10 protein-coding genes and 1 pseudogene are annotated in these 11,785 nt (G+C 70.0%); 4 read left to right on the top strand and 7 right to left on the bottom strand.

Features of this window, described 5'->3' with window-relative positions; genetic code table 11:
- Positions 1–46: 46 nt before the first annotated feature.
- Entirely contained in the window at positions 47–2,401 is a 2,355-nt protein-coding gene (locus tag ACFYWI_RS33285; protein ID WP_389239497.1) for a collagenase, read from the bottom strand.
- A gap of 374 nt (positions 2,402–2,775) precedes the next feature.
- Between ACFYWI_RS33285 and ACFYWI_RS33280 the strand changes: the two genes are divergently transcribed.
- Positions 2,776–3,309, top strand: a complete 534-nt coding sequence (locus ACFYWI_RS33280) for a hypothetical protein (RefSeq protein ID WP_389239496.1) — start codon at positions 2,776–2,778, stop codon at positions 3,307–3,309.
- Between the two features lie 208 nt (positions 3,310–3,517).
- On the opposite strand, the pseudogene ACFYWI_RS33275 reads toward ACFYWI_RS33280, so the two are convergent.
- Both ACFYWI_RS33275 and ACFYWI_RS33270 read right to left on the bottom strand, forming a co-directional pair.
- A pseudogene (locus ACFYWI_RS33275) lies at positions 3,518–3,868 on the bottom strand (response regulator transcription factor); the annotation flags it as partial.
- Between the two features lie 100 nt (positions 3,869–3,968).
- The gene (locus tag ACFYWI_RS33270; protein WP_389239495.1) at positions 3,969–4,178 is read right to left on the bottom strand and encodes a helix-turn-helix domain-containing protein; all 210 of its coding nucleotides are present in this window, start codon (positions 4,176–4,178) and stop codon (positions 3,969–3,971) included.
- Between the two features lie 238 nt (positions 4,179–4,416).
- On the opposite strand from ACFYWI_RS33270, the gene ACFYWI_RS33265 reads away from it, so the two are divergent.
- Complete coding sequence (locus ACFYWI_RS33265) at positions 4,417–6,162, top strand: serine/threonine protein kinase (protein ID WP_389239494.1); 1,746 nt, start codon at positions 4,417–4,419, stop codon at positions 6,160–6,162.
- A 198-nt stretch (positions 6,163–6,360) separates the two neighbouring features.
- Entirely contained in the window at positions 6,361–6,624 is a 264-nt protein-coding gene (locus ACFYWI_RS33260; protein WP_389239493.1) for a GlsB/YeaQ/YmgE family stress response membrane protein, read from the top strand.
- A 76-nt stretch (positions 6,625–6,700) separates the two neighbouring features.
- Here the strand turns inward: ACFYWI_RS33260 and ACFYWI_RS33255 are convergent, their stop codons facing one another.
- Positions 6,701–8,230, bottom strand: coding sequence for an SDR family oxidoreductase (locus ACFYWI_RS33255; protein ID WP_389239492.1), 1,530 nt, complete (start codon positions 8,228–8,230; stop codon positions 6,701–6,703).
- A gap of 251 nt (positions 8,231–8,481) precedes the next feature.
- Here ACFYWI_RS33255 and ACFYWI_RS33250 point away from each other — a divergent pair, with 251 nt between their 5' ends.
- Entirely contained in the window at positions 8,482–9,150 is a 669-nt protein-coding gene (locus tag ACFYWI_RS33250) for a DUF2238 domain-containing protein (protein ID WP_389239491.1), read from the top strand.
- Here ACFYWI_RS33250 and ACFYWI_RS33245 read toward each other — a convergent pair.
- The 3 genes from ACFYWI_RS33245 to ACFYWI_RS33235 form a co-directional block, all read right to left on the bottom strand.
- The gene (locus ACFYWI_RS33245; RefSeq protein ID WP_389239490.1) at positions 9,122–10,078 is read right to left on the bottom strand and encodes an aldo/keto reductase family oxidoreductase; all 957 of its coding nucleotides are present in this window, start codon (positions 10,076–10,078) and stop codon (positions 9,122–9,124) included. The genes ACFYWI_RS33250 and ACFYWI_RS33245 overlap by 29 nt on opposite strands.
- 23 nt (positions 10,079–10,101) lie before the next feature.
- Positions 10,102–10,851, bottom strand: coding sequence for a transglutaminase domain-containing protein (locus ACFYWI_RS33240; protein WP_389239489.1), 750 nt, complete (start codon positions 10,849–10,851; stop codon positions 10,102–10,104).
- 269 nt (positions 10,852–11,120) lie between these two features.
- The coding region (locus tag ACFYWI_RS33235; protein ID WP_389239488.1) for an RNA-guided endonuclease InsQ/TnpB family protein at positions 11,121–11,785 on the bottom strand (665 nt) is incomplete at its 5' end.

Here is an 11,785-nt window from a genome sequence, read left to right as displayed (position 1 = left end):
TGTCACATTCCATAGACCGGGGGAAGGCAGTCCACGCAACCGCCCGTCAGCTGCGCAGCGGTCCCTCACAGCGATAAGTCGCCGTCCCCGCAAGGCGGTTGCTCCAGATCTCGACCGGCCCGAAGGAGCAGTTCATGTCGGCGAGATTGTTGGACGCGGCCTTGGCCCGGTCCAGGATGAAGTAGTCGACCGTCTCGGACATGTCCTTGAAGACGCGGTCCGGGCTGCCGGCATCGGAGAGATTCGCAGTGATCTTCCCGGTGCAGGTGAAGCGGCGCTTACCGGGGTCACCGTTGTCGGCACACTCCGGATCGGCGGAGACGGCGGCGGCGAGGGCGGCGCGCACCGCCTCCGAAGTGGCTTCCCTGAGCTGGTCGTTGGGCGTGAAGGTCGTGCGGGGCACGAACAGCTCGTCGACCTTGGGGATCTGTCCGTCGAGGAAGCTGTCGTACGCCCGCTGCAGCGCCGCGTCACCCCCGAGGCGACCTCGCCAGGCGTCGAAGCCGGCCGGGTCGTCCGCCCGCAGGTATCCGTACATCTCACGGATCAGGGCGGGGCGTTCGGTCCACAGGAACTCGAAGAAGGCACCCGCGTAGTTGTAGAAGCGGAACCCGTCCCCGGCGTAGGTGGCGTGGAGCAGCTGGTCCACGGTCATTCGAGGCTTGCCCCCCGCGGTGTCGTTGATGATCCCGCGGATCAGGGACTTGCGAACCGCGACGCCGTCGTCACGGGTGGCGCCGTCGAAGAACTCGGCCGTCCCCTCGTCCATCGCGGTGGTGCGGTCGCCGCTGTACCAGGGCCCTTCGCCGAAGTAACCGGGCACGGCCCAGCGGCCGTTGAGATAGTGCACGTACTCATGGCGGAAGAGCTCCTCGAGCGTGAGCGAGGAGTCCTGTGGGACCCGTCGCTGGAAGGTGTAGAAGGTGGCGCCGCGCTCGATGTAGATGCCGCCGTTGCGGGTGTCCATCCCGGTCAGGATCGGGTGGTAGACGTCGTAGTCGGCACGGGAGCCGTACAGCACGATGTTCAGCGACGTGTTGGTGTCGCCCGCCAGCGGCTCCTCGGCGCCGACGACCCGGTGGAACTGCGCCTTGACCTGTTTGCTCGCGTAGTAGAGCTGGTCGACGGTCGCGCGGTCGAGCCCGGTGCGGACCTTCATGGCCCCGTTGTCGTAGGTGTAGGTGTACGGGAAGATCTGGCGCTCGATGTCGTCCCTGCAGACCGCGTAGGGCTTGCACGCCTGGTAGAAGTTCAGCCAGGACACGAGGGAGGCCCAAGGGCGGCTGCCGGTACCGAAGTTGCTGCGCGCGACGGGCAGCAGGGCACCCAGGTCGGGCACGATCCGACCCTTCAGGGCGTCGACCTGCCCGAAGCGGCCGTACTCGCTCAGCGCGTCGCGCACGGCCCACTCGTTGGCGGTGCCCTTGAGGTGCGTGTACCCGGCGAAGGCCCTGAAGGACGCGCGGTACGAGGCGTTCTGGGCGACCACGGTGTGGAAGGCCGTGTCCCGATTGCCGGGATAGATGCCGAGGTAGTTCACGGAGAGGGCGGCCAGGGCGGCGCCTCCCCAGGAGGCGTTGTCGTACTGGCCCGTGTGGTACCTGTCCATGGTGGCCAGGACTTTCCTGATCAGCCCGAGCTGGCTGTGCCGCAGACCTGGGGCGCTGCCCGCGTAGAGCGCCTCGCGCAGGGTCTCGGCGTTGGTACGGGTGACCTGGAAGGTGCGGGCCGCCGTGCCGAAGTCGTTGATGGCGCGCCGCAGTGTCTCGGTGGTCGGGGCGTCGGTGATGTCTATCTCGGGGTGCGAGAAGTCGTGGTACGCGACGGCGTGGAGATAGGTGAACATCTCCAGCAGATGACTGCCGTTTCGGCCGTCGTGACGGGCGGCGAGCGCGGATATCCGGCGGCCGACAGCCTGGACGTGGGCGTCGGACATGATCGGGACCAGCCGGGCGTCCCAGGCCCAGATGAGGCCGCTGAGACAGCCGTCGGCGGTGACGGCCGGGTCGGCGAGGAAGTCGACGAGCTGCTCCGGTGCGAGGCTGGTGACGCCGTCGAGGGTGCACGGGACGCCAGCGGCGCGAGGAGCGGCGTTGTGCGCCGGATCGCTCTTGCCGGGGCCCTGGCGGCCGGGAACACGACCCTCGGCCAAGCCCCCCGGCGCGGAGGCGGGCTCGCCAGTGCGCCTGGGCGCCCTGGCGAGGCGGTCCACCTCGTCGAAGGGGTTGTCGTCGTGGGCGGTCTGTGCGGCCGGGCCGGGGCGGGCGGCGAACGTGGCGGGGGCGGCGAGGGCCGTCCTCTGGGGACCGTCCGCCTTGGCGACCTGTCCGAGCGGCGCGAGAAGGGCGACAGCGGTGGCTCCGGCGAGCAGGGGTGTGCGCGCGGATCTGAGCTGGGACACCGAAGGCTCCTGAAAGGGGAGGTGGGAGGTGGGTGTGTCAGCGGTGCGGTCATCGCGAACTGCCGGGCACGCAAGGGGCATTGGCCGGACCCCGCAGGGGAACGATGTGACCTGTAACATAGTAATGTGAAATTGCACTGACAACCCCTCAGCACCCTTTCGTCTTCGAGAAGTTCCCCTGTGACCGTCGACGACGCCTGAGCAGGCGGCTGCCCGTGCCCACACCGGCAGTCATGACCTGCCCGTCTCCCCGGAGTTGGCCGCGTTCACCGGACTGGCGGCTGGTCGACCGCGGGATGATGTACCGCACCGACGGACCGAAGATGAGTACCGGTACTCACGAACTCCAAGCACCGGGCACGGAGCATTGGATCATGCCTACACGGAAACACACTGCCGTCGCCATCGCCGCCGCAGCCGCCGTCCTCACTCTGGCAAGCTGCGGGAAGAGCACGGACGACCTGTTCTCCAACCTCAATGGCACCAACTCATCCAGCTCGCACGACACCGATCCCTCCGGTTCAGACGCGCCACGGTCCGACGCACCACCGAACTACGCCGACAACAGCCGGGTCCGGCAGCCCGGCGAGATGAGTCCGCAGGACGAGAAGCGAGCCGGGCAAAAGGCCACTGAGGTCCAACGGGCCCTCGACGAGCTGCGCCGACGGGGCAGGATCAGTCCTGCAGAGGTACGGCCCGTACTCGCACAGCTCGCCGCTCCCGCCCACCTCTCGGTGGAAGAGCTGCTGATCGGCCCCGGGATGGACAAGGCCGAAGGCAGCACTTACGGCATCTGGATCGGCGAGACCGCCTGTGTCACCGGAGCCGTCAGCAAAGACCGTGTGTGGGCCCACGCCAACGGCCACTACCCCGAGACCGGTTGCCTGCCCCCGGCGTCCGCTCACTGAGGCCTCGATGTTCGGCCGCAGAAGCCGTCCTGGGGGACGCGAGGATCATCGCGAAGGACCGGCCGGGGCCATCGAGGAACTGGGCCGGGCGGTGCGCGCATCATTCGTCTGCAACCAACTCACCGACGTCGAGCTGCGCCAGGAGATCCACGAGGATTGCAGCAGGGCGACACGATATCGACTACTTCACCAGGGCCCAGGGAGGCGCTCAGCGAGGCGGCGTGACCAGCCCCATCTCATAGGCGGTGATCACGAGCTGGACCCGATCCCGGGCACCCAGTTTGGTGAACAGCCGTGACACGTGCGACTTGGCGGTGGCCACCGTGATGAAGAGTTCCTCCGCGATCTCGGTGTTCGACCGGCCGCGTCCGACCAGGGTCAGCACTTCCCGTTCCCGCTCGGTGATGCCCTCGACCGGCCGTGGGGAGCGCTCCGGGACAGCCCCGGCGCGCCCGACGAAGTCCGCGATCAGACGGCGCGTCACACCCGGCGCGATCAGTGCGTCGCCGGCGGCGACCACGAGGATCGCCGCGAGGATGTCGTCCACCGCCATGTCCTTGCCCCGATGACCGTCCGGGTCGTGCTCGCCGACGAGGTCTGCGCACTGGTCGGCCTGGGCCTCCGTGTGCTGATCAGGGTGGCGATCCCGAGCCGCTGCTTCATGCCGAGCGAGAACCCGCCGAGCCGCGTGGGTGGGTGGGGAGGGGGACGCCGCTGACGGTGGCGGCGCTGACCTTCTCGGGTGCGGCGATCAGATGGTCGCCGATCTCGAAGCCGAGGACGACGCAGATGACGTCCAGGTCTTCCAGTTCGAGGGAGACCGGCCGGCCGCACCACACGCCGGACATCTTGCCGGCGGAGATCGCCAAGCCGTGGTCGGCCAGGCTGCGTTGCGGCTCGGATGCCTTCAGATGCCCTCGCCGTCGGCTGACGGCCCTCGACCGACACGGCCTCGTGAACCAGCGCGGCCATGGGCCTCCGCCGGCCCTGATCACCAGCCGCGTCACTGGTCTGCCTCATTTCCGCATAACTGCCCATGTGAGCGCTTGCCTGCTGCACCATGTCAGCCATCCGCGATGCGCATACGCGGACTTGGGGGGTGGGGCGATGGAATCGCTGAAGCCGCTGGGCGCGGGCGATCCACACGCGGTGGGCCCGTACCGGCTGGTGGCACGGCTGGGTGCGGGCGGGATGGGGCGGGTGTACCTGGGCCGTTCACGCGGCGGGCGTGCGGTCGCCGTGAAGGTGGTGCGGCCCGAACTCGCGGAGGACCACGAGTTCCGGCTGCGCTTCGCACGCGAAGTGGCGGCGGCCCGGAGGGTGAACGGGGTGTTCACCGCCGGAGTCGTGGACGCCGACCCGGACGCCGACCCGCCCTGGCTGGCCACGGCCTACGTCCCTGGCCTGTCCCTCGATGTTGCGGTGGCACGGTCCGGGGCGTGGCCCGAAGGACCGGTGACCTCCCTGGCCGCCGGGCTGGCCGAGGCGCTGGAGGCGATCCATGCGGCCGGGCTGGTCCACCGGGATCTGAAGCCGTCCAATGTGCTGCTGGCCTCGGACGGCCCCCGGGTGATCGACTTCGGGATCTCCATCGCGAGCGAGGTGAGTGCCATCACGCGCACCGGCGCCGTGATCGGCACCCCGGGTTTCATGTCACCCGAGCAGTTGACGGGACGTCATGTCGGCCCCGCCAGCGATGTGTTCGCGCTGGGAGCCGTGCTGGCCTTCACCGCCTCGGGCACGGGGCCGTTCGGCACGGGCTCGGCCCAGGGCCTGATGTTCAGGATCGTGTACTCCGAGCCGGACCTGGCCGCCGTTCCGCCCGGGCTGCGCCCGCTGGTGGCACGCTGCCTGGCCAAGGAGCCCGAAGACCGCCCTGTGATCGGCGAGGTGCTGTCGGAGATGACGGACGCCGCGGGGGCTGCTCAGACCACACTGCTGTTCACCAGTGCCTCGTGGCTGCCCGAGACCATCGCCCGGACAGTACGGGAGTACGCGCAGACTGTCGCGGAGGCGGCGGGCGCGGGTCCGGACACCCCGGACACCGGCTCGGCGGTCTCCGATGCTGCGACGCGCACGGCACCGGGCCGGATACCGTCGCCGCCTCCCGTACCGCCGACGCCGCCGCCTTCGATACCGCCCACACCACCGCCCGGGCCGGGGACAGCACCCGGTATGACGCGACCGGCACCGGACGGCATCCCGCGTCCCCCCTCCCGCCCCGTGCGCCGACGCCTGGTCCTCGCGTCCGCCGCCGCGGTGGCACTCATCGGGGTCTTCGCATGGCAGGCGGGGGCGATCTTCGGGTCGGCGGACTCCTCCGACGGCGCGGACGGAGCGTCTCCCTCCTCATCGACGGTCTCCTCGGCCACCCCCTCACAGACCGCCTCGTACGAGCCGTCGCCGACGGACTCCGCGACGGAGGTGCCCACCCCGACCAGCGACCCGACCGAGACGTCCCTGGTGGAGACCGACAGCAGCGAACCCGAACCGGAGCCCACGCAGGCCGGCGGCGTCGGGGAGATCACCGGGAGGTGGCTGGGCAGCTACGTCTGCAACCAGGGCATCACCGGCCTGTCGCTGACCATCGAGGACGAGGGCGACGGAGACGTCTCGGCGGTCTTCAGCTTCTTCCCCGATCCGTCCAACCCGCTCGTGCCGCGTGGCTCGTTCGCCATGAGCGGGACGTATGTGGAGGGTGAGCTCACACTCGACGCCGACTACTGGATCGAGCAGCCCCCGGACTACCTGACGGTCGACCTGGACGCTGAGTACGACCCCGACACACCGGGCCATCTGGACGGCAACGTGTACGGGGCCAACTGCAGCAGCTTCTCCGTGGCCCGTTCCTGACGTCGCGGGGAGCGCCGGACCGATGCCGGTACGGGGCCGGCGGCGACGCACAGCCCCGCAGATGTGCAGCATGCCTTCGCGACGACGGCGATCACCCCGCGTCCGCGGCCCCGGCTTCCCGCGTCGGCTCCGCCCCAGGTGTGGCCGCGTGGGACCCGGGCAGACGCACAGCACAGGACGTCCTGGGAAGGGGCAGCAATGGAAATTTCCGGCGTCATCAGCGCCATCGTGATCGGCATCGTCATCGGTGTGCTGGGTCGGCTCGTCCTTCCCGGCCGTCAGCCCATCGGCTTCCTCTGGACCATCGTCGTCGGCATCGTCGCCGCGTTCATCGGCACGGGTATCGCGGCCGGACTCGGCGTCGCGGACACCGACGGGGTCGACTGGATCGAATGGGTCATTCAGATCGCTGTCGCTGCGGCCGGCGTGGCCGCCCTCCAGCGTCTCAAGCTCCGCCGCTGATCGGGCCGCAGTCCGGCGGACAAGCAGTGCCGCTGTCCGCACCTTCGACACAGCGCGCGCGGACGGGTGCACCCACTCACCCGCGAGCCACGCCCCGGTTGCCAGGTGCGGCAGCGGCACGGTGCGCGGCCCGTGCGATGTTGCGTGCCATGCCGCCGAACACGACGGCGTGGAACGGTGACACGCTCCACCAGTAGACATGCCCGAGGAGGCCGTGGGGGTGGAACAGGGCGCGCTGTCGGTACCGGCTGCGGCCGTTGCCGTCCGATTCCACGGACATCTCCAGCCAGGCGAGTCCCGGGAGACGCATCTCGGCACGCAGCCGTAGCAGTCGGCCCGGTTCGATCTCCTCCACCCGCCAGAAGTCCAGCGAGTCACCGACCCGAAGCCGGGCCGCGTCCCGGCGGCCACGGCGGAGTCCGACCCCGCCGACGAGCCGGTCGAGCCAGCCCCGCACGGCCCAGGCGAGCGGGAAGGAGTACCAGCCGTTCTTGCCGCCGATGCCTTCGATGACCTGCCACAGCGCCTTCGGCGAGGCGTCCACGGCCAGCGCCCGCCGATCGGTGTACAGGCTGCCTCCCGCCCAGTCGGGATCCGTGGGCAGGGGATCACTCGGAGCGCCCGGCAGGGAGGCCGAGGACCAGCGGGTGGTGACCTGGGCGTCGCGCACACGCTGAAGAGCCAGCGTCAGGGCCTGGTCGCAGCCGATCGGTGCGCCCGGCGGATCGGGGACGTACTCCGCGATGTCGTGCTCGCGGCAGACGACCTCGTGGCGCAGGGACTCGGCCAGCGGCCGGGCGATAGACGGGGGAACGGGAGTGACCAGGCCGATCCAGAGGCTGGAAAGCCGAGGGGTGAGCATCGGTACGCGCAGGATGAGGCGGTGAGGCAGCCGCGCCACCACGGCGTATCGCCGCATCATCTCCTCGTACGTGATGACATCGGGCCCGCCGATGTCGAACGTCCGGCTCACCGCGTCGGGCATCCGCGCACTGCCCACGAGATAGCGCAGCACGTCCCGGACGGCGATCGGCTGGATGCGGGTGGCGACCCAGCTCGGGGTGACCATGACCGGCAGCCTCTCGGTGAGGTAGCGCAGCATCTCGAAGGACGCGGAACCGGAGCCGATGATGACCGCGGCGCGCAGCACGGTGGCCGGTACACCCGAGCGGAGGAGGATGGCGCCCACCTCGGCACGCGAACGCAGATGGGCGGAGAGTTCGCGTTCCGGGACATCGGCCGGGGTCAGTCCACCGAGGTAGACGATGCGTCGTACGCCGGCGGCCCGGGCCTGCTCGGAGAAGAGCCTCGCGGCCTTCCGGTCGGTTGTCTCGAAGCCGGAACCGGAGCCGAGAGCGTGCACGAGGTAGTAGGCGACGTCGATGCCGCGCAGGGCTTCGCCGAGCGAGGCCGCATCGGTCACGTCTCCGCGCACCACCTCCACGTGTGGGGCCCACGGGTGGTCACGCAGCTTCGCCGGCGTCCGGGCCAGGCAACGTACTCGGTGCCCCGCATCCAGCAGTTCGGGCACCAGACGGCCTCCGATGTAGCCTGTCGCGCCCGTGACCAGACAGTGGGGTCGCTGTGCTCCCTCGCCGCTCCCCATCGGTGCCCTCCGTTCGTGCGTGTCCCGTGCTTCTCACGGTCTCGCGCATCGCTCTCCTCCGCACGGCCGGTACCCCACCAGGTCCGGCGCCGCGTCTCCCGGGACGGCCCGTCGCCCGGCGAACGGCGCGCGCTACGGAGCCCTGCCGGTGGCTCGTGGGCCGACGTGGCGCGGATGAGTAGGGGTACTCAGGCGGACGCCCACGGCCGTGGCCATGCTGAGGGCGAACCACCGACGAAGGAGCGTCCGCCATGTCCTCAGGTTCCCGGCCCGTCCTGCCCATGCGGGCGGGCGTGCCCCTCGCACTCGCCGCACTCGTGTGCGCCGGCCTTCTCGTGTCCGGGCTGCGGCCGTACGACCGGGCGACATGGCTGCTGGAGACGTGCTGGGTGCTGGTGGGTCTGCCGCTCGTCGTCCTCGTGTGGCAACGCTTTCCGCTGACGCTCCTGCTGTCCTGTCTGCTGGCGCTGCACGCGCTGGTGCTGTGTCTGGGCGGCCATTACACGTACGCCAGAGTGCCGTTGGGCGAGTGGCTTCAGGACGGGCTGGGGCTGACCCGAAATCCGTACGACCGCATCGGCCATCTGATGCAGGGCTTCGTCCCGGCGATCCTTGTGCGGGAGTTGCTGGTCCGTACGTCGCCGCTGCGCGGAAGCCGCTGGTTGGCGCCGCTCACCGTGTGTGCCTGCCTGGCCTTCAGCGCGGTCTTCGAAATGCTCGAGTGGCTGGCCGCCGTGATCGGCGGGGAGCAGGCCGACGCGTTCCTGGCCACGCAGGGCGACGTCTGGGACACCCAGTGGGACATGTTCTGCGCACTGGTCGGCGCTGTGGTGGCGCTGGTTCTGCTCAGCAGGGTGCATGACCGTCAGCTGTCGGTGCGCCCGGCTCCGCTCAGGGCAGCGGAGCGCCGCGGGCCGTGAGCCAGAGTTCGTACCACTCCTCGTGGGTGAGGTCCGGTTCCTGCTGCGCGGCGTCCCGGCAGGCGCGGATACGGTCAGGACGGGCACTGCCCACCACCGGTGCGACCCGGGCCGGGTGCCGTTGCAGCCACCACAGCAGAATCGTCTCCGGCGTCGTGCCCTTCTTCTCGGCCAGTGACGTGATCAGCTGGGCGGTCGCATGCTCCGCCGGCGTCTCCTGCCGGCCGGTGAAGCGGCCCCGCGCCAGTGATCCCCACGCCTGCAGGGAAATGCCGTTCTCCCGGCAGAACTCGACCGTTCCGAACGGAAAGCCGTTCATCGCGGCCTCCGTGGTGTTCACGAGGACGCCGGCTTCGAGCCAGTCGCGCCGCTGCAGGCTCATCTCGAGCTGATTGGCGACGAAGGGTGCGTCGAGGCGTGCCTGGAGGGCGGCCATCTGTACAGCGCCCATGTTCGACACACCGAACCGTCGCACAAGGCCCTGCCGGTGGAGCGACATCAGCGCCTCGGCAATGTCGTCGGGGTCCGCCAACGGGTCCGGCCGGTGCAGCAACAGCACATCGATGACGTCGGTGCTCAGGCGGGCCAGGCTCTCCTCGACCCGCCGGGCGATGCTCCGGCCACGGAGGTCGTAGATTCCGGGCCGCTCGCCGTCCGCAAGGCGGATACCGCACTTGGTCTGCACGACGATGCGTTCACGCAGCCCTGGCGTGCGGGCGAGCACCTCGCCGAAGACCGCCTCGGCCTTCCCGTGACGGTAGATGTCGGCGTGGTCGAACGTGGTGATCCCGCTGTCCAGCGCGGCCTCGATCGCCGCCTCGGCCTGTGCGATGTCCGGCGCGCCGTAGGGCTCGGTGTCCCAACTGCCGCCGAGCCCCATGCACCCGTACAGCAGCCGGTCGCCGCCCGTCCCTGCCCTCGTCGTCACATCCTCACCCTACGGTGGGCTGATCAGGACGCCGCACGGCGCCCCAGCAGGGCACCGCCGACGATCCTTGCGGGCGGGCACAGAGTCTGGCCGTGGGTGGCGAAGAGGTCGTCCCGGGAGGAGAAGCGCCCGAGGTCCTCGCGCACCAGTGCCGACAGGTCGAAGGACGAGCAGCTGTTCGCGCCGCAGGTCGAGCCGTCCCAGTCCACGGCGGTGGAAGCGAGCGCCTCGAAGAGCGTCTGAGGCCCCGTGTTGGTGAAACCGCGGGGGTTGGCCGCGCTCAGCGCGTCGAGAGGCGCGTACAGCTCGGAGACGTTCAACCACGTCTGCTCGATGCGGAATTCCGGCCAGGCCAGGAGGACCGTGTCGGGTACCAGACGGCGAAGTCGGGGGAAGCGCTCGTACCAGAACGAGCCGTCCACCAGAAGGCCCCGCACGCGGGTGGGCACGCCGGCCGCACGGGCCACCGCTTCGAGAACGGCCAGCCGCTGGCTGCACGAACCTGTGCCCCGCGCCAGAGTCCGGGAGACCGGTTGTGCGTCATTGAGTGCGTAGACCGGCCGGACGTTCTCGCTGATGAGCTGGTGCGCGGCCTGCAGCACCGCGCGCTGTGCGGGCTCGGAGGCGGCCCGGGCTTCTGCGAGCAGGTGCTGCACGCGCGCGTGACGCCAGTCGAGGATCGGGGTGGGGGCTACGGACCCATGGTCATCGAGGGCACCGGTCGGCGCGGGTCGCCGGTTTCGCCACCACGGAGTCAGCACTGCGCTTGTCATGTCGGAATGCTATGAGGCGGCACCAGGGGCCCGGTCACCGCCCTCCCCCACGGCGGGCGCAGGTCCGGTGGCGCGGCGGAGGCGGGGTCAGGGTGGGGGGCCGGGGTCCATGAGCTGGTTGAGAGCCCGTCGCTCAATGTGGCCTTCTGGTCCGTGACGACCGGCAGCTGTGCCAGGGTGCCGGGGGCGATGAGCCCTGCCTGGCCACCGATGCCTGGTCCCATTGAAGCGCTCTCCTCCCTTCGCAAGCTCAGGATGGAGATTCCGCCCTACCTTGCGGTGGGAGGCTTGACGCGACGAGCGCGCCTGGCGACTGCTCTTCCAGCAGCCGGGATGGCCACGAGGCCGATCCGGTACAGGTGCAAGATGTTCCGGGCTGCGTTGTGGTCGGCGTTGCCGAACCAGCCGCAATCGGGGTTCTTGCACACGAACGTGGCCTGGTCTTCCCGGCTGCCGGGCGTGGTGAAGCCGCACGCTGAGCAGCGCTGGGAGGTGCCGGGGGCGGGGACTTTGACCAGGGTGCCGCCGAGCTGGGCGGTCTTGTACGTCAGCATCGTGACCGTCCGGCCCCATGCCTCCCCGCTGATGGAGCGGTTCAGCCCGGCCTTCTGGGCAACGTTCTTCCCCGGCTTCTCGATGGTTCCCTTGGCCGACGTGACCATGTTCGTGATGGTGAGTGCTTCGACCACGACGGTGCCGTAGGTGCGGGCGATGGTGGTGGTCCTCTGGTGCTGCCAGTCCAAGGCCCGGCGCTTGGCTTTCGCGCGCAGTCCTGCGATCTGGTCGTAGGTGCGGTGCAGCCGGCGGCTGGTGCGCACGCCGGGCTTGCGGTGCTGCTTGCGCCGGGCGGCGCGCTGCTCCAGGCGCAGGAGCTTGGTCTTCTCCTTCTCGGTCAGCCACTCGCCGTGCTCGAACGTGGTTCCGTCCGAGAGAG

Origin of the sequence: Streptomyces sp. NPDC002889, assembly GCF_042888425.1 — a bacterium.
Lineage (GTDB): Bacteria > Actinomycetota > Actinomycetes > Streptomycetales > Streptomycetaceae > Streptomyces.
The sequence above is the reverse complement of the archived record's forward strand: the minus strand, read 5'-3'. Positions and strand labels throughout refer to the sequence as shown.

What these genes read in the sequence shown, in the direction of transcription:
- ACFYWI_RS33280 (WP_389239496.1), top strand. Translation starts at nt 2,776, where the DNA reads ATGCCTACACGGAAACACACTGCCGTCGCCATCGCCGCCGCAGCCGCC.
- ACFYWI_RS33265 (WP_389239494.1), top strand. Translation starts at nt 4,417, where the DNA reads ATGGAATCGCTGAAGCCGCTGGGCGCGGGCGATCCACACGCGGTGGGC.
- ACFYWI_RS33260 (WP_389239493.1), top strand. Translation starts at nt 6,361, where the DNA reads ATGGAAATTTCCGGCGTCATCAGCGCCATCGTGATCGGCATCGTCATC.
- ACFYWI_RS33255 (WP_389239492.1), bottom strand. Translation starts at nt 8,230, where the DNA reads ATGGGGAGCGGCGAGGGAGCACAGCGACCCCACTGTCTGGTCACGGGC.
- ACFYWI_RS33250 (WP_389239491.1), top strand. Translation starts at nt 8,482, where the DNA reads ATGTCCTCAGGTTCCCGGCCCGTCCTGCCCATGCGGGCGGGCGTGCCC.
- ACFYWI_RS33240 (WP_389239489.1), bottom strand. Translation starts at nt 10,851, where the DNA reads ATGACAAGCGCAGTGCTGACTCCGTGGTGGCGAAACCGGCGACCCGCG.